This window comes from Ancylomarina sp. YFZ004, assembly GCF_054254355.1.
In genome coordinates this window covers 22,839-47,804 of the sequence record NZ_JBTCHQ010000006.1, presented here as the reverse complement: position 1 = coordinate 47,804, position 24,966 = coordinate 22,839, and the positions used below count along the sequence as shown (strand labels likewise).

The window sequence follows — 24,966 nt, the reverse complement described above, 5'->3', positions numbered from 1 at the left end:
ACTGACAGCTTGATTAGTATTTTGGAAATTAACCTATCAAGCTGAGAAGCTAGATTGGTAACAGGAATGTTCCAGCTTTTTTTTGACTTTATCAACTGTAGTAGCCGACCAAAAGAAGATGCCGACTTTCTAAAACGAAACCGCCAAACCTAAAGCAGCATTTCTTGTTCCGATTTCAGAAAACACCTTCCATTTTTCATCTAAGTTATAACGTGCACCAACATATACACCTAAAAATACATTGTAGAATTCAACCGCTGCCGGGTAAACTTTAGTTCCAATACTTAAACCCAGATAAACATCCCATGGATCTTTCCTAAATTTTTCAATCTTCAGAACATGATAATTTGATCGCAAGGCAAGAGCATATTCACGATTTCCATTCAGATAGGAACTCGAAAAATAGAAATCCCCTTGTCCACCAACTGAAATTCGTTTCGATAATCGATAGTCTGCAGAGATCTGACCTCCAAAAAGTCTGTCGTATTCAGAACCAGTAGTTATGGCTCCGGATATAACAAACCGATTCAAATCATATTGATTTAAAATGTACTTGGATGAAACAACCGTCTGAGGAGCTTCATTCTCTGTTTTCTTGTCTTCAGCATGCAAGCTAAAACTTGCAGTAAGTAAAAAGACTAGTGATAAATACTTTAAAGTTTTAATTTTCATTTTTTTGTAAATATAAATATTATTGACTTTTAAATTAAGTTTTGTATAAAGGTTAAAAGTACACTTCGACTCCGCTCAATACGAAAAAAAAAGAACACTTACTCTAGTATTATGAATACCAAACAATTCCACCTATATATTTATGTATTATTGCCTCCAACACAATAGAAATACTTGAATACTTAGAACTTCGCAAAGTTACATTTAAAAACATAACAGAAAAGCTGCCAAATTTGTCAAGTTTCGAAAGTACGAAACAAGATGATAAATAACTAAAAAAAAAGGAGCTAAACTGTATAATTAATTGACAAAATATATTTACATAAAAGAAGAAATTGGCATCTTTATATCAGACATAATCACATTCTATATATTAACGTAATTGGAATCACAATTTCGCAGTTCCTTTTATTAAGTAAAACTCGAGCAAACAAACACTAGAACAGACCGTTATACATAAAGACAATATGAATTAGAGCTGAACAAATATGAAAACAAACTATGGCTCGGCTTAAAAATTACAGGAAGTGATTTTTAATTTGGTATGCAGAGTTTACCAAATCCTGGTGGAGTTTATTAAGATCATTCTCTAGTCTTTACGAATGAAAAACCCACCTTCACTCCATCCTATGATCAAACTGCTTGTCAAGCTTGTTTCTTAAGCACCAAGACAAACAAAATGAAAATATCTTTCAATTGAGCGTTATTGTTTCTGAATTTGCAGACAAAGGAAACATTCTCTTTGTTTCTCCTGCAGCCTATCTCTCTGGGAGGATCTTAAAAACGAATATCAGGACTTATAAAGACTGTTGGGGTGGAATGGAATGCATTTTTCACGATACAAATAAAAAGTAAAAAACTGACGGCACTATAACAATGTTTATTAAAAATGACTGTACTAGTGAGTTACTCAAGAATAATTTACCAGTTGCTAAAAATGATCGTGTATAAACAATAGTGATTGAACAATTTGAAATATTAAAATAGCTTTTAATATTTCTCATTTTAGTAATATTCATAATTGTTCCGAATAATACCAAAGGGATAATAAATTACCATATCTATAGAATAGACAAACAAATTTCTCCCTGCTTACATGAGTTCTGGGCACTTACAATTCTTCACTCAAATTTTCATTAACGTACAGAATTTATCTCAAAAAAGACATTTTCAATGCATTTAATCATTATTATGGTTTATTATTTATTATTTTGATTATTTTAGATCACTAATACGTACTAATCTTAATTCTAGCTCCTATGAATTCAAAAAATATAATTGTTTTATTGATTTTCACCCTATTTTGTTTTTCGGAGGCAAGTGGTCAGAATGTACTTCCAGTGAAGAAAAATGATTTTGTGAATAATAGCGCGGAGTCAGTTATTGCCTATTCCAAGATTAAAGAAGCACTTGCCTTATATCAAACAGTACCGAATTATGCTGATAAGTGTATAGCATTATTTATGGAGGCTTACAAGTATAACAATACAAACCCAGAACTGAACTACAATATTGGGATCTGCCGTCTTCAGAGCGATTCAAAAGAAAAAGCTTTGGATTATCTGAAAAAAGCCGGTCAATTAAGGCCTAATGTAAGCAAGGACCTTTATTATTTTATGGGACTAACACTCCAATACCGGTCCGAATTCCTGAAAGCAATCAAAATGTTTAATAAAAACATTGAAAATGCAATCAAAGAAAGAGGAACTGAAAATAAGACTTTAATTGAGTTGTGTGAGAAACATATTAACGAATGCAAAAGTGGCCTGAAACTACAGAATTTACATTCCGACAAAGAAGTAAAGTTATTGGATCCTATCATAAACTCAAAATACAATGATTTGAACCCGATCCTAAAAGATAATACGTTCTATTTTAGTTCGCAACGGGAAACGACTCCAAAAGGCAGGCTGATGGAGAAAGTGTATTCTGTATCGGTGGACAATGAAAGCTTTAAAAATCTCAAAAAAGAAAATGTATCTTTTGGCGAAGCTTTGAATGTGGCAATGGTCTCTTTCCACGGAAAAAATGAGCGGGCATTTTATTCTGGCATTGATGGCGGAGGTGATATTTACCTTGCCCAACAAAAACATGGCCAATGGATTTTAAATGAAAGTATCCGTCTCGTAAATACGCCTTCTTCAAGAGAAGCATCGGCATGTATTGCAGGCAATGAGCTTTATTTTGTCAGTAATAGAAGCGGAAGTTACGGGGAATGTGACATTTACTATTGCACCATGAATAAAGATGGGAAATGGTCTGAGCCTAAAAATATTGGTCTGGATATAAATACTCCTTATGATGAAGCAGATGTGTTCGTTTCTCCTGATGGAAAAAAACTGTACTTTAACTCAACCGGACATAACACAATAGGAGGTTCTGATATTTTCAAATGTGATCGTTTGGAAAATGGAACTTGGAGTACGCCTGTAAATATGGGAATTCCTATAAACAGCCCCTATAATGATATTCAGTATTATAGATCTGCTGACGGAAAAGAATACTTAAGTTCGGATCGCAATAGTGGATTTGGCGGCTATGATATCTATAAGATAGAGAGAGTTATTGAACATGAACTTACTATCGTTGAAAAAGAGGCCGAAGACGTTTCTGCTGCCCAGGAAGACCAAGCCTTAAACAAGGAGCTTGAACAAAAACTTGTAAGAGAAGTGGTCCCGGAATTGATTTATAGAGTTCAGATTCTTGCCTGTAAAAACGAGGCGGGTGTTAACGATTTGCACAAAACATATAAGGGTAAAGAGCCTATCGCTCATCAATTTAGCGAAGGCTTTAACAAGTATGCAATAGGCACATTCAAAACCTACAGGGAAGCTGCAGCATTCAGAGATTCATGTGGTATTACAGGAGCTTTTATCGTTCTTTTTAAGAATGGGGAACCATTAAAGATTAAGAGAGCTGCAATATCTTTAGAGTCATAAATGAAACACTTTGAGTATTCCCTCTAAAATCAAGCATTTAATTCCCATAAAAATAAACAGAAAGCCATGGAAATTGACCCATGGCTTTTTTTCCAATAAGCTGCCCTAAAACAAGTTGGTCTTTCTAAACGTAAAGTTGCAGAAGTCTCATATGTAAATAAAAGAAGGCGGAAAGACAGTTTGTATCAATGGTCGGATGTACAGCAAAAAGGCTTACATTATCTTGCAGCGGAAAATAAAGTTTACGAGCTTAATTACTATAATAATCTTTATTGGAGCAAGGAGTAAAATTGGCAATTAAATTATGAAATCGACCCTGATGGTTTTCATATAATTATATCAGAGAAACAAAACGACAAATTTATTCTTGAAGTATATTGTCTGGGGAACCGCAAGCATTTTTTTTGATATCATAAAAAAGAATTCAATTTCACGGTAAAACAAGACAAAAAAAAGAGCCATTGAAGCACTTACGTTTCAATGGAGCTCTGCATTTGTAAGTCAACCATTTTATGCCGATACTGTAAGGCTCCCGTTTTTGGATCGATGATAGGAGCGCGGCTGAGATCACCCCATATACCTCAAGTCTGTGACTTGTGGTCCTAACAGAACCACTTACACTTGCATTAAAATTATGATACTCAAGAGCTGAATAAAGAATAGCTAAAAGCTCATTACTTTTTTTTAATACTGGTATTCTGAGTGTTTGTTTCAAGTCCAATAATGTGTATTCTTCGCGGATCAGATACAAAAGTTGTGTCTAAATGCTCTTAGTTTATTTTTAGCTTATGTAGAAATTTCAGTATTATCTTTAAACTTTTTCGCTAAAGCCGCTAGGCTACAACTTTTTTATTCATTCATAATTGAACGGGTATTCATTATCTCCCATTGTCCAGTACTTAGATAAAAAAGGAAACAAGCCCGAAGGGCTCATGAGCGCCTTAAAAATTGAGTTCGCGAATAAAAATCAAGTCAATCTGATCCTACTCTTCGCTTTATTGGAAAAAGAGTAAGCTTGGCCATACAAACCTATGGGAAAACTCTCGGAACTGGGGTTCGTAATAAATTCATGAGGAGCAACGAGCGAGACATCCCTCTCTATAAGCAGAATAAAGAACTTTGCTATGAATTATTAAAGCACATACAAATAGATCCCCATATAGTGACAGAAACAGCCTACAAGTACTAAAATATGAAAGCTGGCATGATTTAAGGGAATTCTCTTGATGCTATAAAGAATCGCTCCAAGTGTATAGGCCAAGCCGCCTGAGAAAAGCCAATACAAACCTTCAACTGGTAAATTCTGATACAATGGTTTGATAATAAAAACCATCATCCACCCCATAAACAAATACATAAGCGTTGAAAACACAGAAAAGCGTCCTGTAAAAAACAGTTTAATAATGATACCTATTAAGGCAAATCCCCAGACAACAGCAAAAACAATGAGCCCCGTTTTCTCTGGTAGAGTCACTAAGCAAAAGGGTGTATAAGTCCCAGCAATCAACACATAAATAGAGGCATGATCAAAGATTCTCAAGCGTGCTCTTTTAATTGGATCTACCGCACGATGATAAAATGTTGAGGCAGCGAAAAGGATCATCATACTCATTCCAAAAATACTGAAGCTAAGGAGATGCTTCACGCCTCCATATAAGTATGCATATCTAAACAAGACAATAGATCCTATAAATGAGGATAGAAAACCCAAAGCATGTGAATAGATATTTATCCCTTCTTCAAGTGGAGAATATGTTTTATTCTTAGGGTTTTGCATCATTAAAATAAATTAAGAGGTTGAATTAATAATTACTAAAGTTAAACAATATACCCATATCTGAAAATTTCATATCAGACAGAAAAAACACTAATAATTCTCCCCAAGAAGTATGATATTGACGAGTATAGAATTTCAAATCCTACTCTTTTGAAGCTGCTCTGAAATAAGACCAAAGAACAGCATAAGAAAAGAGGATAATCTAAACAGATTATCCTCTTTTCTATTAACAACACTCTCCCTTTCAGGAAGAATCTATATGAATTACTGTCTGCTCATCTCTAATATTGTTTGAATCTGCCCAGAAATGTCTGATTGGCTTGATGGGAATTCCATATCAAATGCTGCCGTTCCCACAGTAAAGCCAGAAGCTCCAGTTGTTTTCACCACTTCAATTCTTTCCTCTCTATCGATACTACCTGCAACAATAACCGGTTTCTTTGATGATCTACAAACCTCCTTAATCAATAATGGGATATCCTCACCTGTAAATCGGTAAGCCAAAAGATCCAAACCATCTACCCCATCAATGGCTGTAATCTGTTGTGCATGTGCAGCAATTTCTTCAACCGTTCCTGTAAGAATACTCGGGTGATCCTCAATCTTACCAACAAAAGGGTAATATTTTAAGGGGTGATCTTTGACTATTGATGCTATCAGCTCAGGTCTTGTCCCTCCCAACAAATAGTCAACATTCAGATCCATAGCTACCTTAGCTGATTTTTCCTCACTCTCAGCATCCAAACTCACCACTTCCAGATAAACCTTAACACCTTCTTTCTTCAAATCTTCGGCAAGATACTTTAATTCACTTGTGGGTAATCCAATATCTTTAAAACCAATATGCTTTGCTCCTGCAAGTACAATCTCCTTCACATACTTTCTTGCATCAGATATGGTCTGATCATCCTTTGTCAACATAAATATAAAATCTATACTCATCTTTCTTTCTAAACGTTTGTTGTTTTGTATTTGAAAAAACAAAAGTAGCATTTTATTAAATGCTACTTGATTTTATTTTTCTCACCAAAAAGAAATTTGTTAACAATTCAAATTGCAATGAATTCTCCTCATTACTTGCTAGCGATAGTCCCAATTCGATTTCCACACCCTGTAGTCTCAACTATCTTGTTAACATTCTTACTAATAAGACTCTCGAATGATGTATATTTCTGATAAGACTCCTTTATTTTTGAAGTTTCTGTTTTAATCTTTTCATATTCGTTTTTAATAACATCCAATTTTTCTCTCAATTCGTCAACACCAGGCACTGTTGGAAAGCTAATTTTCATCTTTTTCATAATCGGTTTAGCTATTTTCATTCCAAGTCCAGCAATTTTCCTAGCAACGACTCCACCTGCTGTAAGTGCCTTATACAATGACATCTTATACTTATGTCTGCTTATAGGTCCAGTAAAGCCAATCTCTTTTTTTAACACCTTATCCATTTCATGGGTCACCTTATTCGCCTTATCAAGAGTTGGTTTAATTTTTCTCAAGCCATTTTTAATTTTTTGTGCTGGTGAATTCAATACAGCTAAAGCTTTAGCACCTTTCTCAAAATTACTTAAACTGTTATTTAAGTTCCTCATTTGCATTGCCGTACCACTCAAACCTTTATTCACCTCTTTTATAGCACCTTCAACTTTTTTGAAATCACTCTCTAGCTCTAAACTTTTAATACAATCGTCTATTCCAGCAACCGTTTTCTCAGTATTCTCCAAAATAATCTTTGTTGTAACGACCATTCCTTTAATTGCATCAACGGTATTTTTCCCTTGTTCTACTGCTGATTTTGTAGGTGTTATAAAAGGTCGTTCAATAGCATTAAATTTATTTACCAAGCCACCAATTGGCTTCTGAGCAATAGATAATGATTTGGCAGTAAAGCCACTCACAGTTCCAACAATTGGAATCAGTGTGAATGCTTTCAATGTACTTTCCACATTCTTCATTTTAGTATTCAAACTTCTGGTCTGTCCCGAAAGGTAAGTTATGGCTTCCATTGCGGCATATCCTTTATTAACAGCTCCCGAAACGGTATTAATACGATTCGTCAATGCGGTATATTGTTTGCGAGTTTCAGCTAAATTCTGCTTCAGAGTGATTAATTCACTTCCTACATTCAAAGAATAGATACGATACATTGAATCTTTAAAATTTGGGATCCATTTCTGTGCACTTCTATACAAGGCTATAATTTTCGCCTTCTCACTTTTAGAAGTTTTTTCCATTTTAACAGCTGAATCATAATAGAAGTTAGCTATTTTGTCTTTTGCAAGATCAATCGAATTCTTAGCATCAGCATGATTACAGTTCCACTTTAAAGTCAACTTAAACTGATCAACTGATTTGATATTATCAGCAACATTTTTTGAAGCCAATAGTTTCAATCCTTTTTTATAATATATACCCGCAATCTTAGTCGATAATTTATCCTTAGAATCACGTGCCTTTGTTAATGTTGGTGTAAAGATGAGAGCATATCCCCACGCTTCATATGCCAGCTCAAGAGTTGGAACATCAGTGCCTTTCTCTTTTAAACTTGCAAAATCAGTATAATATGTTGTTATTTTCTGAGCCGTTGAAATTCGCTTATCAGAAGAACAATACTTATTATAAGCTTTGCTAAGTTTCTCATACGAATCTTTAATAAGAGACTTATCAATATCCACTTTCCCTTGTTTCATAATTAGCTTAAAAGCGTATTCTGTCGATTCTTTTGTTTGTTCTGAATAATCAACAAATTTAGCCGTCCACTCCCATTTCCCTTTCGGATGAACAAAGGGTAAGTCAACCTGTTTAAGCTTAGAAAAAACAGACTCTAGTAATTGATAAGTCGCAACTCTTTTTTCTGCTTGTGTAATAATTTTTGTATTCTTGGAGCTAGACAAAAAGGCATCGGTTTTAGAAAGTGTTGCATTGAAATGTATATACATAAACTTTTTGAATACCCTCACTTCAGGGTCAATAATAACAGCATTAAAAGCATGATCAAGAGCCTTGAGTCCATTGCCCTTATTTATTTCATCATTCGCCAAACTAAACTCACTACGTCCTTTAGAGAATAAACTTTGAGTAATGCCACAGCTATTTAAAAACAGAGTTACTGCAAGAATGCAGCCGGTTATCAGAAGTGTTTTTTTTAGTGTAATTGTTTTCTTCATTAAATAATTTTTCATTACAAAATTTGGGTTTAATTAAAATGGCTTTCAAACGTCAACTGATTTATTTCATTAACTTCTGTTGATCGTTTATTTACCATAATTCAACTATTAAGTGTTATTAACAAACATCAAATATGTAAACTTCAGCTTACTTAGTAAAAAAACAGCAATAGACATTGTAATAGACATTACATTAAACAATAAACTGCATACTGTAAGTCAATCACTTAAGTTACTAAATGCCTTAAACGGTTATATTTGCTAATGATCCCCATTTTATAAACTTTTGATTTCGTTTTAACAATATTCCATTTCATGCCAAGGTTCTTATCTGTTTTTCTCATCCTAACATTAATCATTTTACAAGGATTATGTAATCAGAAAATTGATTCTATTCTTACTATTTCTAAGAAGCAATCGGGACAGAACTATTTAAATACAATTCTAAATTTGCAAGGGAATTTAGCTCTGGCAATAATGGTGACACCCTAGTACATTATGCTGAAATTTCACATCGTGAGTCAATTAAATGATTCAATTGCTATTCTAAAATCAAATCTATATTGGGCTTCAGGTTTATATTCAAAACAATAATTTTGGGTATCGATGAAAAAAACAAACGAGCTTATACACTTTGCCAACCAGATAGACAGGCCTAAAGAAAAGTTGCAAGCCTTATATCTAAGATCTCGAAATTATCAAGGTTTAAAATCATATATTGAGGCCATAAATCATTATAAAGAAGCTTATCAATTTTCAATACAACAGTTTGCAAAAAATAAGGAAAATAAGACACTAGAGTACTGCATAGGGATTTTAAAACAAATGTCCTACTCCTACTGGTATGCATCAAAACTAGATGAAGGGATTCGTTATTTTTCAGAATTAATAGAAACGAAGCCCAATGCCTCCAAAGCCATAAAACGCGCATATTTAGGAGATTTATATTCTGCAAAAGGAAATTACACTTAAGCTATTATTCATTACAAGCAGGCAATAGCAAAAAAACAAAAGAGTAACTCTAGAGTTTCATATATTCTACAAAACCTGGGCTTATGTTACGATGCTGTTGGTGACTTACAAAAGGGTGTCGACATGATATTTGATGGCATCAAATTATTTATTGAAAATGGAGATAAGAAAGCAAGTGCTAAAGGCTATCAGCAACTAGGTCGTTTGATGATAAAATGGCATAATTTTAAAGATGCCGATCACGATCTACAATAAGCACTACGCTTGCATAAAGAAACAAAATTTGAAATCGAAGAAAACATTGATTACAGTAAGCTTACAATTTCCAAATATCTCCAACAAGACAGAGATTCTGCTCTTTCCACTTAGACAGACTTCACAAACCATCTGTATTACAGGCAATTACAGACATATAATACAACTATTATATAATTAAAGCCTGCATCCAAATAGAACTAGAGAATAAAACTAATGGCGTTTTATCAGATATTCATAAACGATTAGTTTGGCTAATAAAACCAACTCAACAACACAAAAAAACTACTGTCAAAAAACTTTGGGCACCTATTACCTAACTATTGATAGCCTAGATCAAGCAAAAAGGCAACTTCTGAAAGCTTGGAGAAATCACAAAAGTTTAATTATGCTCGTTGATCAAGTAAAAACAGCTAAACAATTAGCTCTAGTATACAAAAAACTTCAATTAGAAATTCAGAACAAAAACTTAAGGACATAATAGAGGACATAACTCAAATGAAACGTCTAGATTAACAAGACAACAGATTCTTTATCAGCGAAACAAATTCGCCTGTAATAAACTATTAATCAAGCTGTCTAAATCTTAGAATCACTTCAATTATTTTCGTTCACTAGGATAAACTTATACGATTCAATTCCTGAATAGTCGTATATCGCAATCCCTTAATTCTCCTCTAAAAAATGGCTGTAAATACCAATCAGCTTATCTGTCTGAGCGTAAATATTAAATTCATTCTCAACTCCTTTGCGTGCACTAAGGGATAGTTCTTGCAATTTATCTTCATTATTTAAAAGATATTTTAAAGCGAAGGAAAGAACTTCTACTGTGTTCTTCTCATAGATGATTCCTCCATTCGATTTCTCAACTATTTCAGGGAAAGCACCCAGCTTGGGTTGAACAACTGGTACGCCTGATGCCATACTTTCCAATAGGTACAAACCAAAGGCTTCACCATTTCGAACAGGAACGGAAATCATCTTAACCTTGCTAAAAAAGTCATGTCTGCCCTCACCATCAAAATCTTCGTGAAACTCCACCTGTTCAGTTAGGTTTGCGTCCTTTAATTTTTGTCGTACTTGTTTGATGAGGGCTTTATCGTCACCTGTTGATCCACCTGTTAGAATCAGTTTTAAATCATCGAAAGATTTATCTTTTTTGAGTAGAATAAAGGCATCTACCATAATATCGAAACCATTGGCTTCGCACATTCGGGATATATATCCGATGTTTCGCTCTTTGATATTAGCTGCAACACATTTGTATTCGTCAGGATCGACACCTAAATGATTGGTGAAAACTTTTTCTTTAGGAAGCTTCATTTTTTCTAATGAAACCTTCGCATAAAAATCACTAACCGCAATAAAAGCATCAACATCCTTAGCTTTGGTGCTCATGAGTGCCCATATTTTATCTCGGAAGGAATCATTCATGGCATCTACCCAAACGTCCTCATCTTGCAAAGAACACATGATGACCGCATTGGGGAATTCTTTTCTCAATCTTGGAGCCAAGCCCAGTAGAAGTGCGTTGGAAATATGAATAACATCTGGCTGAAGGTATTCTGACATCCAACTGACCATCCGGTTCAGTTCATCTTTTTGCTTACCTTCTTCGCCCATCAGCATGGATATGGTCATTTCTTCCAGCCCTTTTGCACTAGTCGATCCGGCCATACTTGCCGCTAGCTTTAACATGGGTCCTGAATTCAAAAGACGATCGACCCAGGCAGGTGCATGCCTAAAAATAGGATACAATTGCTTTAGATAGATACTAATGGCACCGTAAAAAACAGGTATTTCGTGGAGGTCATGCTCATCAGAAAACAAAGGCAGATACATAGGCAATTTAGTAACCTCATGACCTTGCTTTTTCATAGCAAGATGAAACTTATCGTCGCGTAAACAGTTACCACAGTAGAAACTACCGCCAGAGCCTGGTATGATTTGTAGAATATTCATATGTGTGCTTTCGTTGAACACACAAGATAGTAAAAAACAGAATTATGTTGTGATACTTCAGTTCAATTGTCGAGAAATAAAAAGAGGATGACTAGTCAAGATCATCCTCATCGTTATATTAAAATACTTTCATTCTAAAAACATCGCCAATAAACTCATTCTATATTTTCTATGATTCAGTTATTCTTTTTCAAATTCGGAAATCCTTATAATTTGTTATTCAAGTGGGGAGTATCTCTTGTTTTGAGGCTTTGCATAATAAAATATGGTAAGAAGATTGAACAAGATCTAATTCTATGAGCAATGTATTTGTCAGCTAGTTTTCAAAGGCTAAACATTTAAAAGATTTCTTAAATCCAAAGTTCATACACTATCCTAAAAATGATGATAAAATCATCCTTTTTTTGTAAATTGAATGAAAGAAGAAAAAGAACAAACCGACAAGCTCACTTTCCCAATAATCATATTAATCATTAATAATCACAATATTCTAAGTTCATGTGGTAAGGAGATTTTTACGATATAGTCATTACTTTCTAGCATTTATCATTGTTTCACATTGGGGATGTTCAAAACTTCCTGATATTGAAAGTGAGGGTGAAAGCTGGTCTTTTGCAACTTTCGGTGATGTTGGAAGAGGCTTTGGCATCTATGCCCATCTATCTGAGAAAATTGGAAGCATACAGCCCAGATCTGAATTTACAGTTTGCCTTGGAGATGTTCTGCTGGAAGATGGAAACGAAATTGAATGGATTAAATTTTGGCGACTATCAGAGCCCATTACAGATGTTATGCCCCTGTATATGGTAAGAGGAAACCATGAGGGAAATAGTCCTAAAGACAATCTCTTCTTTAGTAAACAAACAGGCTTACCTGTAGGACAGTTCAATTATACATTCAGCCATCGAAATTCCTTATTTATTATTTTGGATTCATACAAAAGAGGGCATGAATTCAATATTGGATCTTCTCAATTTGAATGGCTGAAGCATCAACTGGATTCTGTTTCGGACAAGGTGGAAATACAAAACATTTTCATCTTCATGCATCATCCCATTTTCCATTGGAAATACCCGATGGAGGTCAGTGAGCAATTGCATGGCCTTTTTAAGGGAAACAATAAAATCAAAATCATTTTCGCAGGACATAATCACCGGTTTGACCTAAGCAAAAAAGATGAAATAAACTATGTTATTTCAGGAGGGGGTGGGTCCCCATTAGATCATGAAAATGGAGGAGATTACTTCCATTTCTTAAAAATTTCTGTATTTGAAAAAACAAATCGCATTAATGTTAAATCAATAGGTATATACAATGAAGTGGTGGATGAATTTGATTTGTAAAATATTTATACTGTCTGGCCTATTAACAGCTTCGCAGCTTAGGGCTCAAACGCCTAACAAGGAGCTATCAATACAATTAGGTATGTATGATTTTACCGACGAACTGACTCGGGAGTTCTACAAGACGGTACCCAGCCTTAATTTGGGAATCGATTTGTACAAACGAAAACAGTTATCCTTTTCTGTTTATTCCGGAATATCATATACCAAATTTAATTACAATTCCCGAAAACACCATCTTGTTATCATTCCTCTCAATGCTATGGGAAGGTTTAAGTTTCTATCCAATGACACGAAGATAAGCCCCTATTTCGGGAGTGGAATCGGTTTGTTTTTCAAAACAGAGAACAACGACTGGATGAACAAAAGTTTCAATACAATTAGTTACAGTTACTTGTTGAATACAGGATTTGATTTCCCGATAGGAAAAGAGATCGTCTTTTCAATTGACTTAAAATATATTTTCACAATGGAGGCCTTGGACGAAGAAATAGACTACAGTGGTATTTCGTCCACTTTGGGCATTAGAATTCCTTTAAAGAAAAACAAACAAAAAAAACTATAAATCCTGACAGAATTAAACAACATCATAATTGTATGTCTCAGAAAATAAAAAGAGGATGATCATAAGTGATCATCCTCTTCAATATTTTCAAATGGCTTTGTTTACTTCCAGCGAGTCTCTCTCCACTCCTTTTGCTCTTCAGCGTTTAGGAATGTCCAAGCCACAATACGGCTAGTTTTATTTCCTTGTCCCATAGGAATGGTCTCCACCTTTTCAGCGCCAAGATCCTGCAGAATCTTGTTAACCAACCTTAAATTCGATTGCTTGGAAACAAGGCTAGAGAACCAAAAGCAGCTCTTACCAAACTTCTTACTTTCCGAAATCATAGTTTTCAAGAAGCGGCCTTCTCCACCTTCGCACCACAATTCGTTTTGCTGTCCACCAAAGTTTAATGTTGGCGTTTTTACTTTCTTCTCATTTAGGTTATTCACCTTACGTTTCGAAGCTGCAAGCGCATCTTCTGCTGAAGCATGGAATGGCGGGTTACAAACGGTCAGATCTACACTTTCTTCACGAGTAAATACACCGTAAAAATAATCCTTACTGCTAGCTTGTAGTCGACACTCCACACCACCTTTAAGTGTTGGATTCAATTCAATTATCTTGTTAGCAGAAGCTAGAGCAATTGGATCGATATCGGTTCCAATAAAAGACCAGCCGTATTCTGTTCGTCCAATAATTGGGTAAATGCAATTAGCACCAACACCAATATCAAGACAGGTAATCTTCTCGCCTTTTGGCATTTCACCAAAATTGCTGCTGCACAAAAGATCTGCAATGTGATGAATGTAATCAGCTCTACCAGGAATTGGAGGACATAAGTAGTTCTCAGGAATATCCCATTCCTGCAAGCCATAATAATGCATCAATAAAGCCTTATTTAGCATCTTTACTGCCTTAGGATCTGCAAAGTCGATAGATTGATCGTCATATTTGTTCAGTATCACAAAAGAATTTAATTCAGGGCATGACACGAGTAATTCTTTGAAATCGTAACGCTCTCGATTCTTATTGCGAGGGTGTAATCTTGATTTTATCTTAGCGTGATCTTTTTTATCTGGAAGCATAGCTTTATAATCGGTATATGAATAATCGTTATTTTATTGGTTTAAATAAACCATCAACGATCTGCAAAAATACGACTATTTTAGCAAAAATGATCACAAAGCAAGCAATGGATTTCTATGGATTGGGTGAATACACCAATAAGACTTCCATATGATCTTGAGGAATCATCCAATGATCTGTATTGGGAGCTATTTTACAAACCGAACCTTTCTTTACTTGCTCATGCTTATCACCATTTACGATGATGCCTTGTCCCTCGGTCACATAGCAGATCTCCCACAAAGGGTGTTTGTGCCCTCTCCCTTCTTCCTCAAAGACCAGAATTTCAGATATAATTTGCCCATCTTTCTCAAGTAGAATCTCCATGGTCCCGAATGATGTCTTTCGTTTCATATATCTAGCTTCTTTTTGTCTACTTATTATTCTCAAAAATCTATAAATATACCAGCTTGAATATATTCGCTTAAGCCACAGGTTTTCTACCTTTATCCATTCAGAATCTGCAATTTGTTTTAAACCACCGATTACACAAATTGAGTTCGTCGAGCTCGCATTTTCGGTTTTCACAGATTAATTGGGTTCTATAGTATTTGTTAAAATCATATAAATAGCCCCGAAGGTGGCTAGATTTGAGTCCCCCCCCATAAAATGTGTGGTTATAAAGCTGCAAAAACATTTTCCCTGAAGGGGGAAAACAGTTAATCGAAAATAATTGACCCCTTTTAGGGATTTTCATTCTGATTACAGTGTACCGTCCATTGTATAGACGGTTATTCAAGTATTGCCCTTTCAGGGCTTTCGAAAAAATCTTATTATGCAAAAAAAACAACTACAAGTCTCTCCAAAAAGACTTAATAAGCTTATGAATAGATCATAACAAAGCTTAATTACTTATTCCATTCAGCTTTCAAAATGGCATAAACCACATCGTCATACCACTCACCATCAACATAAATACTTTGCTTAAAATGTGCCTCTTTTCTAAAACCAAGTCTTTCAACCATCTTAATTGAAGCCTGATTTTGAGGATCTATAGAACAAGTAATGCGTTGCTTATTCAAATCTTCAAAAAGGTAATCTATAGTGCCTTTTAGTGCCTCACTTGCAAAACCTTTGCCATGATGATTTTTTGCTAGCGTGCAACCAATCTCAACTTGATACCTATCAACATCAAAAAAATGGATACCAATATCGCCTACCAATTCACCATCTACTTTAGAGATAATAGCGAATTGAAACCAAGTATCATACTCATCAATCTTCTCTGAAACCTTAGAAATAAAAGTCTGAGCATCATCAATCGTTTTTGGAATCCATCCTTGGTATTGATTGGTAATGGCATCCGATCTGTAAGCGAAAATCAATTCTGCATCCCTGATATTTACAGGGCGTAAAATCAAGCGTTTCGTTTTTAATTCAAGGCTTAAATCCATATATAAATTTTAAATCTCAATTCTTAATCAAGAATATTAATTGACTAAATATAAGCAAATTGAAACAATTAAATAATATTGAATTTTAGCCAAACCACCAGATGGGTACTCAGAAATCATAAATAAAAATAGCCTCAACCAAAGGTTGAGGCTCGTGAACAGATGGGCTTATGAAACATTAAACCCACTTTTGAAAAACAAACAACTTAACTAAAAACTATCATGTACTAAAAAGAATATTTAAGATGAAGTGAAAATCTAGAACTTCCAACTTCTTTTGAATCACTTACTGTACCGTCAATCTGAGTCGTACCATAGGCAGCAGACGTATATAAAATTTGTGTACCAACCATAAATTTACCTGAATAGATCTCAAGGCGAGGTCCAAACTGATAAACGTAATCGATATTAGAACCTCTACTATATAAACCAACAAAACCATCGGCACTTGTTGCCAAATTATCATCAGCCCCAAGGTTTTTCGTATAGCCTGCAAACAAGCCATAACGAACATTGCCTGTAGTTGTGTACACATCAGACCAAATAGACGATGTTTTTACGTTCGTATATTCATAATCGCCATTTGCTTTTACATTCTTAACACCATAACCACCTAGCATGACGAAATTGTACATGTTTTGACCATAAATAGTGTGAAGATTCCATGCTATTTTATCCGTTTTTAAAGACATCCAAGCATTCATCTGATAGCTAGATAAAAGCTCATCTGTTTTTGCTCCCAAAGAATTAACAACCATTGGTTTTAAAAATTTATAACCAGCTGTTACTCCCATGCTAAATCCTTTAGCTAAATCATATTTAATTTGTGCCGAGAATTCAGGGATACTTGCTTGCTGAACATATTTGACGTTGGCACCATCAGGACCATTGCTTTTAAAATCCATTTCAGATAAAACAGCCAGCATCGCATAGCCTTTATTACTTAATTTACGAGTATATCGAAACTGTGGTGCTCTTCCCAAAACATTGAAAGGCAGTCCCCCACCCCAATGCATTACTTTAGGAAAACAAGAGGTTACAAACATAGGGTGCCAATATTTACCAACTAGCAATTCATCTTTCTCCCAGTTTAATTTCACAAAGGCATGTCTCAAACGGAACAATCCAATTTTATCATTCGATGTACCTACAAAGTCACCTTGAACGGTAGCAGAACCTTTTGCTCCGAAGGCTTCAAAACCAGAAATACCGACATTTAACCGAGAATGAATAGTCGTCATAAACAATTCTGATCTATCATTAATATCGGCACCATTAATATCATAGGATTTTGCAGCTGGGTACAGGATAACATCTCCTTCACGTGAGTTCACCGTTTTTCTTGTATCCAATATAGCTTCAGCCGATACAAAACCACTCAGCTTTACTTTAATTTCTTCTTTTTTTTGCGCTAAACTCAACAGAGGAGCGAACACAATCAACATTAGTATAATCTTTTTCATTATTGCATTTTTTACACACAGACAAACCACAAGTTTACATGTATGTTGGGGTTTAATTATATGGGTTAAAACAGGTTTATAATGCACATAAAAACAGATCCTGATTTATCTATCGAAAGCTAAGTCAAATTAAAAACCTTGATTAATAGGCCAGATCTGTTTTATATGCATTTCACAACAATCAATCATACACCTAAGACAGAAACTAAACGTCCTTCAAAGTTAAGTCAAATAAAAACCTTTTATTGGAGTCAGATTTGTCTAATGTGTATGTTCACAACAACTGCAGCAGGACACGTCCTAACTACTCACAAACTATTTTCTAAGCTAATTTTTCGCATTGGTCACTCTATCTACCAAATAGATAATAGACTGATACGGCACACCGCCACTATTACTTAAGCCAATTTCACATGTTCTACTATTCGAATAACCAGCAACAACTTTACTTTCATTCAAAACAGGACGCAATTTTCGAAGTGCGTATTTATTAATTTCAGGGAAATTGAAGCCTCTATCACCAGCAAAACCACAACAACCAACCTCACCAGGCATAACCACTTGCTGAGCACATGCTTCTGCAACCTCTCTCAATTGAGGCGTTAATCCCATTTTTGTAGTTGTACAAGTTGAATGAATAGCAACAACCTCGTTCACTTTCTCAAATGTTAATTTATTCAATAAGTGCGCATGAATAAATTCAACTGGTTCATATAACTTTAATTTGGGATTCATAACACGACGCATACGATACAAACATGGAGAGGTATCACATAATATTGGGTATTTACCTCCCTCTGATGCTTTATCCAAAGCAGCCTCCAATTCTAAAGATTTTTGATCTGCATGCTTCGTTAGTCCTTTACTTTCCCATGGTGTACCACAACATAAAGAGCTCATCTTCTCAGGAAAAATCACTTCATAACCCGCTTTCTCTAATAAATTTTGAGTAACAACATGCAAGGGTTGCTTATAGGGATCTCCTTTAGCAGGTCCCATGGTTTGAGCGATACAAGATGGGAAATACACAACTTTTAATGGGTTCTTCTTATTTATTGGATGTGGCATTGGAGCTTTGGCGCCCTTAGGCATAGCTGCTGTCCAAAGAGGAATTGTGTTACCGCTTAAAGTTCTAAAACCTCCAGCCACAGCACCCAACAAAGTTGTCCCCATTACCGTATGTACACCATTCACAAACTTAAGGCTACCACGAATGACAGGACCAATTTTATGCATATTATCGGCAGCCATTTTACTATACTTTTGAGCTTTATCACCAGCCATATCTAGTGATCTCAAATATTTAATGTATTTTCCGGTATCAATTCCTACAGGACAAGACGTTGCACATAGACCATCTCCAGCACAAGTTTGTTCACCAAGGTATTCAAAACCTTTTCTTAATTCTTTTAAGCGTTCATCATCTTCATGGGTCATTTCCAATCGCTTGATTTCACGTTGTACCACAGTACGCTGACGAGCAGAAAGTGAATAACCTGCCGTTAGACAATTTACTTCACAGAAACCGCACTCAATACAGGTATCAACAATTTCGTGAACAGGAGCTAATGTCTTGAAATTTTTAACGTAACATTCTGGATCATCATTAATTATAACACCAGGATTCAATAAATTTTTAGGATCAAAAAGATGCTTAATCTCTTTCATCAAATGATAAGCTTCCTCACCCCATTCATGCTTGACAAAAGGAGCCATATTTCGTCCCGTACCATGCTCCGCTTTCAATGAGCCATCGTACTTATCAACAACTAAATAATCAACCTCAGCCATAAATTTTTTATAATGCTCAAGCTCTTCGGGCTTATCAAAGTTCTGGTTGAAAATAAAATGGAAATTGCCTTCCAGAGCATGTCCATAAATCACACCATCCTTATAACCATACTTAGCAATGAGTTCCTGCAAATCAGCAGTGGCTTGTGGTAAATCTTCAAGATGAAAAGCAACATCTTCGATAATACAAGTGGTTCCCTTTTCACGCAAGCCTCCAACCGCAGGAAATACCCCTTTACGGATATTCCAAAACTTGGAATACTCCTCAACTTTATCGGTAAATTCAATAGCTCGAACTGTTTTATAGTCCTTTAAGAGTGATTTAATCTCCTTAATATTATTATCCAGCTCTTTCTTACTGTTTGCAAGAGTTTCAACAAGAATTGCCGTTACTCCTTCAGGAAAATCCTTAATAAATGGAGGAATCCCATCAGCATTTTCAACAGAACGTAAAGCTATTCTATCAAGCATTTCAGCACCATGTACAGGGCCAGGTTTCATGCTTACTACCGATTTACAAGCGCTCACAATATCTTCAAAATAGATCATGGCACTAGCCTTGAACTTAGGATTGCTAACCGTTTTCATCGTCAATTCTGACATAAATGCCAATGTTCCTTCAGATCCAACCATCAAATTCACAATAATTTGAAACGGATCGAAATAATCGATAAAAGGATTTATACTAAGCCCTGTGGTATTTTTAATGCTATACTTATGACGAATACGATCTGCCAAAGTTTTATTGGAGCGCACACTATCTCGCATTTCTTCAATCTTCTCAATGAAATAATCATGAGTCTTCAAGAAGCTCTTTCTACTTTCTTCACTTCCTGTGTCGAGAACAGTTCCGTCAGAAAAAACTAAGCGCGCAGAAAGAATGGTTTCATATGAATTCTCATGAGTTCCACAATTCATACCCGAAGCATTATTCATCACAATACCACCAATCATAGCGGAATTGATAGAAGCTGGATCCGGTCCTAATTTTCGTCCCAAAGGAGCAAGAATTTGATTCACACGAGCCCCTACAATACCGGGTTGCATTCGAATCTCATCACCTTCTTTAAGAATATCGAAATCTTCCCAGTTCTTCCCCGCTATAATGAGGATTGAATCGGTAATTGCCTGTCCTGCGAGACTTGTTCCCGCAGCCCTAAAAGTGACAGGTAATTCATATTTATTGGCTAAAAGCAGTGCTTTTTGAACTTCATCTTCATTCATAGCACGTACAATGATCTTAGGAATTAGCCGATAAAAACCAGCATCAGTTCCATAAGCCAAGTTCCTTATATGATCTGTATACAAACGAGAAGTTTCAATTGTTGAATTAATTTCATCGTAAAACTTCTTATAATTTCCTTTCAACATAGTCTAATGTTTTAGTTGATTCCAATCTTCGATAAAGCCTAGTTCAGTCATAAATCAAGATTATCAACAAACTGGTAAATAATATGGCAATCAGCACTTTAAGATTATAGTGCCGAAGCCAATATTCAAATTCTCTCTCCCCTGCTTTCTTACAATGGCATTGGGTCAAAGCCCAAACTGATGAAAACAACGAGAATAATCATGATGAATAGATAATATATAAATGCGGGTATTGCATTTCGGCGTATAATTGTTCCTTCGGCTCCTACACAGCCCACTGTTGCACAAACAGCAACAACATTGTTAACACAAATCATATTTCCAAGAGCAGCACCACTGGTTTGAGCAGCGACAATCAAGACCTCCGGAATCTGAAGAATGGAAGCTGTTTCGAATTGTAGAGAAGAGAATAACAAATTGGATACCGTTGCAGAACCTGACATAAAAGAACCTAATACGCCAACAATAGGTGCTATCACAGGATAAGCAGCCCCGGACAAATCAGCAATCGAATTAGCCATCACAGTTAACATACTATCTAATCCAGCACCATTTGCTCCTGACTTTAACATCAACTGAACCATAGCAACACCAGCAAACAAAGCTATTGCTGCGCCACTGATTTGCTTAAATGTAGTTTTCCAAGACGATAAAATTTCCTTGGTCTTCATTCGATACATTACATTGGTAATTAAAGCAACCAATATAAAAGGAATCGTTCCTGGCAAGTAAGCCCATTTCAAAACATAGTTTAAGTCTGCGATACCCAATACATTAGATATAGTTAAAGTTTGAGAAGCAAGAAAAGATTTCAATCCCAATGCAGGAATACGTGTCACAACCAATATAATGGCAATTAAAGCATATGGCATCCAAGCTTTAAAAAGCCCCATCTTATTTTCAGTTGGCTCCTGTATGGTTTCATTAGACATCCATGATTTTTCCCATTCAGATTTTATTGGAAAATCCCATTTCTTTTTAGGAACAAGAAAACCTCTTTTTGCTGCAAAAATAACAATCCCTAAACCAATAAATCCGCCTAAAAGAGATGGTAAGTCAGGACCTAAAGTCGATGCAATCAAAACATAAGGTACTACAAAAGCCAAACCTGCAAAGATTGCAAATGGCGCAGCAGCCAAAGCTGGCTTTATTGATTTCTCTTTTCCAAAGAAACGTGTCAATATGATAAGTCCTAATAGAGGAATGAAAATTCCAACCATAGCATTAGGAATGGCAACCCACTGGGTCAACATCAACTTAAAGCCTTCAACGTTTGCACCAACACCTGAAAGGTTTTCACTAAGGGTAGCCATGGCTCCACCACTAATGGGTGTTCCAACCGCACCAAAAGGAACAGGTACTGAATTGTAAATTAAAGCTACCATAGCTGCAGCAAGAGGAGGAAAACCCAGACCGACCAAAAGTGGACCTGCCAAGGCTGCAGGGGTTCCAAAACCAGCTGCACCTTCGATAAAAGCTCCAAACATAAAGCCAATAATAATCGCCTGTATACGTCTGTCCGTTGTTATACCATTGAAACCATTGTTAATGGCTGCCATGGCACCCGATATCTTCATGGTATTCAAGATTAAAATGGCTCCGAATATTATGATGAGAATGTCAAATGCCTTTAAAAATCCGAAAAAGGAGTAACCTAAGACATGGTGTAAGTCGATTCTCCATACGCCTAGAGCTATTGTAATTGCAAGTAACAGAGATAAAGGCAGGGCTTTTTTTGCACCCCAGTTAAAGCCAACCATCAAGATGATGGTTAGCAGAATTGGGGAAAATGCAAGTATTGCGTTCATAAGTTAAATTTTAGGTTGTGATTGGTTTGGGTTAGTTATATATTAAGACTTTAGATCACTATTACTCTCACTGATTGAGTCATCGCTATCATGTAGGAAAATTGATTTAAAACCTTCTTGCATGATGCCATCCAAGGCAATAAGTTTATGTTTCAAATCCGTCAAATCTTTATTCGTTTCCATCTTATTTACATTGAATTCCATTGGGCTTATTTTTATTAGTAGTTACTCAACAACAACTAGGTAATTTTCGATAAATTCGGTAAGGTGCATCACCTTTACCGCTTTCTTTTGATGCATTAAACCTCCATTAATCTGCATAACACAGCCTGGGCAATCGGTAACCAAAATCTCAGCTTCAGTAGCATCAATATTCTCAATTTTCTTATTCAATATTCCATTGGAAATACTTGAAAAGTCGAGTGAATAGGTCCCACCAAATCCGCAACACACATTGCTATCGGTAAGAGGAATAAATTGTTTCCCAAGCACAGATGAAAGGAATGATTCTGCAGAATAGTCCAAAGATCTGGAACCGTGACAAGGTGTATGATAAGTCACTTTCTTTTGACCGATAACTTTAAATTTGATACCATTTTCTTCTAGAAACTTTCCTACAGGAGTCACCATGTTTCCTAATTGAGAAGCCTTTTTATAACGATCAGGATCTTCTTTTGTGAAATCTAAAAACTCATGCTTGATAGCACCTCCACAGGTTGGACAAAGAACCAATAGGGCTTCATACCCATCCGTCTCATTCAAACTATCAAGTGTATTAAAAATCATTGTTTTTGCGTTATCAGGATCTCCGGAAGCAATTGCAGGAATACCACAACAGGCTGCCGTTTTAGGAATATCAACCTGAATACCGCTCTTCTGAAGCAACTTGACCATAGCCAATCCCATTTCAGGATAGAAATACTCAATGGCACAACCAGGATAAAAGAAAACTTTACGTTGTGAAGAAAACTGATCATAGCCGTCCTTGAAAAAACGCTTACTAAAAGTCTTAGAAGCCAATGCTGGAAATTTTCTGAAATCCATCTCCTTAGGCAACATAGGAACAGTTTTAATTATTTTTTCCTTATTCAATTTATTAGTTGAGGTTAAAGGAAATTGGAAACTTGCTCCCAGACTTAAAAGTGATTTCATTCTTTTAGGTTTGGCAACCACAGCTTTAAACACCTTCTCTTTAATTGGATTAATGCCATATTTTTTACCAACAACGAGTTTTAAATCCGAAATCAAACTCTGAAGATCTATGCCTGATGGGCAATTGAATGAACAAGCTCTACATCCAATACACATTTTAAGAATATCTTTGGCAGCCGCATCGCCTTGATAAAGTGCTGTAAGAATCAGTCCAATTGAACCAATATATCTGTCTCCATAAACATGACCACCAACCATTTCGTAAGCAGGACAAATATTGGCACAGCTACCACAACGAATACATTTTAGAGCTTCTTTGAATTTAGGATGTTCTAAGAAAGCTAAGCGTCCATTATCAAGAAAAACATAATGCGTTTCTTTAATACCTTCCTCATTTTTATGAGATGGGACTCTACCCTTAATCCAAGTTGTATATGAAGTAATGATTTGCCCTGTTGCACTTTTAGGAAGAACACGAACAATATCCAATGCTTGACCAAAGTCATCACAAAGCTTTTCGTAACCAACCAAAACAATATGCACAGGAGGCACAGTAGATGATAGGCGTGCATTCCCTTCATTGGTTATCAGACCAATAGTTCCCGTACTTGCAACTGCAACGTTTGCACCCGTCATTCCAACTCCAGCTTTGAAATAATATTCGCGAAGAAAGCGACGTGCAATCTCAACCATGGCTTTAATGTTTTCAGGATCGACTTCTTCTCCAGTATAATCAGAGAATATTTTAGCAACCTGCTGACGGGTTTTATGAATAGCTGGCATCACCATATGAGATGGGTGCTCATTTGCAATCTGCAGAATCCACTCGCCCAAATCTGTTTCAATAGGACTCAAGCCTTCTTTCTCCAAATACTGATTCAATTGGATTTCTTCAGAAGTCATAGATTTACTCTTGACCATATATTTGACATCATGACTTTTCATGACATCAGCGATATATTTACAGGCATCATCTCCTGTTTTAGCTTGAAATACTTTACAACCATGCTGCTCAACGTTCTCTTTAAATTGGTTGAACTGTTGCATGACTTTATTCAAATCACGATCCTTTAGATCATGAACTTTAGTTCTTAAAACCTCAAAATCCAAACCTTTGTAGGCATTCTCTTTTGATGCCTTATAGGCTGTAGCAAACCCCTTAAGGTTTTGATACAATACTTTATCTTTTAATTTCTCGTCTATTTGGGTCTGTATTGTCATGGCGTTT

Annotated in this window: 18 protein-coding genes; 5 read left to right on the top strand and 13 right to left on the bottom strand. The window is 35.7% G+C overall.

All coding sequences use genetic code 11. The annotated features are described in order from the left end of the window. Positions 1 to 129: 129 nt before the first annotated feature. The gene (locus ACXR6G_RS11045; RefSeq protein ID WP_458361488.1) at positions 130 to 672 is read right to left on the bottom strand and encodes a hypothetical protein; all 543 of its coding nucleotides are present in this window, start codon (positions 670 to 672) and stop codon (positions 130 to 132) included. Between the two features lie 1,259 nt (positions 673 to 1,931). Between ACXR6G_RS11045 and ACXR6G_RS11040 the strand changes: the two genes are divergently transcribed. Further along, positions 1,932 to 3,611, top strand: coding sequence for a hypothetical protein (locus ACXR6G_RS11040; protein WP_458361487.1), 1,680 nt, complete (start codon positions 1,932 to 1,934; stop codon positions 3,609 to 3,611). 1,132 nt (positions 3,612 to 4,743) lie between these two features. On the opposite strand, the gene trhA is transcribed toward ACXR6G_RS11040, so the two are convergent. The 3 genes from trhA to ACXR6G_RS11025 form a co-directional block, all read right to left on the bottom strand. Beyond that, a complete protein-coding gene (gene trhA, locus ACXR6G_RS11035; RefSeq protein WP_458361486.1) occupies positions 4,744 to 5,391 on the bottom strand; it encodes a PAQR family membrane homeostasis protein TrhA in 648 nt (215 codons plus the stop codon). Positions 5,392 to 5,652: 261 nt separating this feature from the next. Then, on the bottom strand, positions 5,653 to 6,309 hold the full coding sequence (locus ACXR6G_RS11030) for a hypothetical protein (protein WP_458361485.1): 657 nt from the start codon (positions 6,307 to 6,309) through the stop codon (positions 5,653 to 5,655). Between the two features lie 152 nt (positions 6,310 to 6,461). Then, the gene (locus ACXR6G_RS11025; RefSeq protein WP_458361484.1) at positions 6,462 to 8,555 is read right to left on the bottom strand and encodes a hypothetical protein; all 2,094 of its coding nucleotides are present in this window, start codon (positions 8,553 to 8,555) and stop codon (positions 6,462 to 6,464) included. Between the two features lie 606 nt (positions 8,556 to 9,161). Here ACXR6G_RS11025 and ACXR6G_RS11020 point away from each other — a divergent pair. Next, positions 9,162 to 9,527 (top strand): hypothetical protein, encoded by a 366-nt coding sequence (locus tag ACXR6G_RS11020; RefSeq protein ID WP_458361483.1) that lies wholly within the window; start codon positions 9,162 to 9,164, stop codon positions 9,525 to 9,527. A gap of 123 nt (positions 9,528 to 9,650) precedes the next feature. Next, a complete protein-coding gene (locus ACXR6G_RS11015; protein ID WP_458361482.1) occupies positions 9,651 to 9,782 on the top strand; it encodes a hypothetical protein in 132 nt (43 codons plus the stop codon). Between the two features lie 666 nt (positions 9,783 to 10,448). Here the strand turns inward: ACXR6G_RS11015 and ACXR6G_RS11010 are convergent. Further along, positions 10,449 to 11,744 carry a glycosyltransferase family 4 protein gene (locus ACXR6G_RS11010; RefSeq protein ID WP_458361481.1) on the bottom strand — a complete coding sequence of 432 codons (1,296 nt, stop codon included), beginning with the start codon at positions 11,742 to 11,744 and terminating at the stop codon, positions 10,449 to 10,451. 500 nt (positions 11,745 to 12,244) lie between these two features. Here ACXR6G_RS11010 and ACXR6G_RS11005 point away from each other — a divergent pair, with 500 nt between their 5' ends. Both ACXR6G_RS11005 and ACXR6G_RS11000 read left to right on the top strand, forming a co-directional pair. After that, a complete protein-coding gene (locus ACXR6G_RS11005) occupies positions 12,245 to 13,087 on the top strand; it encodes a metallophosphoesterase family protein (RefSeq protein WP_458361480.1) in 843 nt (280 codons plus the stop codon). Continuing rightward, the gene (locus ACXR6G_RS11000) at positions 13,059 to 13,652 is read left to right on the top strand and encodes an OmpW family outer membrane protein (protein WP_458361704.1); all 594 of its coding nucleotides are present in this window, start codon (positions 13,059 to 13,061) and stop codon (positions 13,650 to 13,652) included. Before ACXR6G_RS11005 ends, ACXR6G_RS11000 begins: the two co-directional genes overlap by 29 nt. A gap of 101 nt (positions 13,653 to 13,753) precedes the next feature. On the opposite strand, the gene rlmF is transcribed toward ACXR6G_RS11000, so the two are convergent. The 8 genes from rlmF to ldhH form a co-directional block, all read right to left on the bottom strand. Next, a complete protein-coding gene (gene rlmF, locus ACXR6G_RS10995) occupies positions 13,754 to 14,719 on the bottom strand; it encodes a 23S rRNA (adenine(1618)-N(6))-methyltransferase RlmF (RefSeq protein ID WP_458361479.1) in 966 nt (321 codons plus the stop codon). A 115-nt stretch (positions 14,720 to 14,834) separates the two neighbouring features. Next, entirely contained in the window at positions 14,835 to 15,113 is a 279-nt protein-coding gene (locus ACXR6G_RS10990) for a cupin domain-containing protein (protein ID WP_458361478.1), read from the bottom strand. 494 nt (positions 15,114 to 15,607) lie between these two features. Next, positions 15,608 to 16,153, bottom strand: a complete 546-nt coding sequence (locus tag ACXR6G_RS10985) for a GNAT family N-acetyltransferase (RefSeq protein ID WP_458361477.1) — start codon at positions 16,151 to 16,153, stop codon at positions 15,608 to 15,610. A 227-nt stretch (positions 16,154 to 16,380) separates the two neighbouring features. Beyond that, a complete protein-coding gene (locus tag ACXR6G_RS10980; protein ID WP_458361476.1) occupies positions 16,381 to 17,616 on the bottom strand; it encodes a hypothetical protein in 1,236 nt (411 codons plus the stop codon). Positions 17,617 to 17,943: 327 nt separating this feature from the next. Continuing rightward, entirely contained in the window at positions 17,944 to 20,778 is a 2,835-nt protein-coding gene (locus ACXR6G_RS10975) for an FAD-binding and (Fe-S)-binding domain-containing protein (RefSeq protein WP_458361475.1), read from the bottom strand. 149 nt (positions 20,779 to 20,927) lie between these two features. Continuing rightward, positions 20,928 to 22,586, bottom strand: coding sequence for an L-lactate permease (locus ACXR6G_RS10970; protein ID WP_458361474.1), 1,659 nt, complete (start codon positions 22,584 to 22,586; stop codon positions 20,928 to 20,930). A gap of 42 nt (positions 22,587 to 22,628) precedes the next feature. Then, the gene (locus tag ACXR6G_RS10965; RefSeq protein WP_458361473.1) at positions 22,629 to 22,790 is read right to left on the bottom strand and encodes a hypothetical protein; all 162 of its coding nucleotides are present in this window, start codon (positions 22,788 to 22,790) and stop codon (positions 22,629 to 22,631) included. A 21-nt stretch (positions 22,791 to 22,811) separates the two neighbouring features. Next, positions 22,812 to 24,959 (bottom strand): L-lactate dehydrogenase (quinone) large subunit LdhH, encoded by a 2,148-nt coding sequence (gene ldhH / locus ACXR6G_RS10960; protein WP_458361472.1) that lies wholly within the window; start codon positions 24,957 to 24,959, stop codon positions 22,812 to 22,814. Between the last annotated feature and the right edge of the window lie 7 nt (positions 24,960 to 24,966).

Excerpts from the sequence above, each read along its gene's own strand:
- rlmF (WP_458361479.1), bottom strand. The coding sequence starts at position 14,719 with ATGCTTCCAGATAAAAAAGATCACGCTAAGATAAAATCAAGATTACAC.
- trhA (WP_458361486.1), bottom strand. The coding sequence starts at position 5,391 with ATGATGCAAAACCCTAAGAATAAAACATATTCTCCACTTGAAGAAGGG.
- ldhH (WP_458361472.1), bottom strand. The coding sequence starts at position 24,959 with ATGACAATACAGACCCAAATAGACGAGAAATTAAAAGATAAAGTATTG.
- ACXR6G_RS11025 (WP_458361484.1), bottom strand. The coding sequence starts at position 8,555 with ATGAAGAAAACAATTACACTAAAAAAAACACTTCTGATAACCGGCTGC.
- ACXR6G_RS11040 (WP_458361487.1), top strand. The coding sequence starts at position 1,932 with ATGAATTCAAAAAATATAATTGTTTTATTGATTTTCACCCTATTTTGT.
- ACXR6G_RS10990 (WP_458361478.1), bottom strand. The coding sequence starts at position 15,113 with ATGAAACGAAAGACATCATTCGGGACCATGGAGATTCTACTTGAGAAA.
- ACXR6G_RS11045 (WP_458361488.1), bottom strand. The coding sequence starts at position 672 with ATGAAAATTAAAACTTTAAAGTATTTATCACTAGTCTTTTTACTTACT.
- ACXR6G_RS11015 (WP_458361482.1), top strand. The coding sequence starts at position 9,651 with ATGATATTTGATGGCATCAAATTATTTATTGAAAATGGAGATAAGAAA.
- ACXR6G_RS11030 (WP_458361485.1), bottom strand. The coding sequence starts at position 6,309 with ATGTTGACAAAGGATGATCAGACCATATCTGATGCAAGAAAGTATGTG.
- ACXR6G_RS10965 (WP_458361473.1), bottom strand. The coding sequence starts at position 22,790 with ATGGAATTCAATGTAAATAAGATGGAAACGAATAAAGATTTGACGGAT.
- ACXR6G_RS11000 (WP_458361704.1), top strand. The coding sequence starts at position 13,059 with ATGAAGTGGTGGATGAATTTGATTTGTAAAATATTTATACTGTCTGGC.
- ACXR6G_RS11020 (WP_458361483.1), top strand. The coding sequence starts at position 9,162 with ATGAAAAAAACAAACGAGCTTATACACTTTGCCAACCAGATAGACAGG.
- ACXR6G_RS11010 (WP_458361481.1), bottom strand. The coding sequence starts at position 11,744 with ATGAATATTCTACAAATCATACCAGGCTCTGGCGGTAGTTTCTACTGT.
- ACXR6G_RS10985 (WP_458361477.1), bottom strand. The coding sequence starts at position 16,153 with ATGGATTTAAGCCTTGAATTAAAAACGAAACGCTTGATTTTACGCCCT.
- ACXR6G_RS10975 (WP_458361475.1), bottom strand. The coding sequence starts at position 20,778 with ATGTTGAAAGGAAATTATAAGAAGTTTTACGATGAAATTAATTCAACA.
- ACXR6G_RS10970 (WP_458361474.1), bottom strand. The coding sequence starts at position 22,586 with ATGAACGCAATACTTGCATTTTCCCCAATTCTGCTAACCATCATCTTG.
- ACXR6G_RS10980 (WP_458361476.1), bottom strand. The coding sequence starts at position 17,616 with ATGAAAAAGATTATACTAATGTTGATTGTGTTCGCTCCTCTGTTGAGT.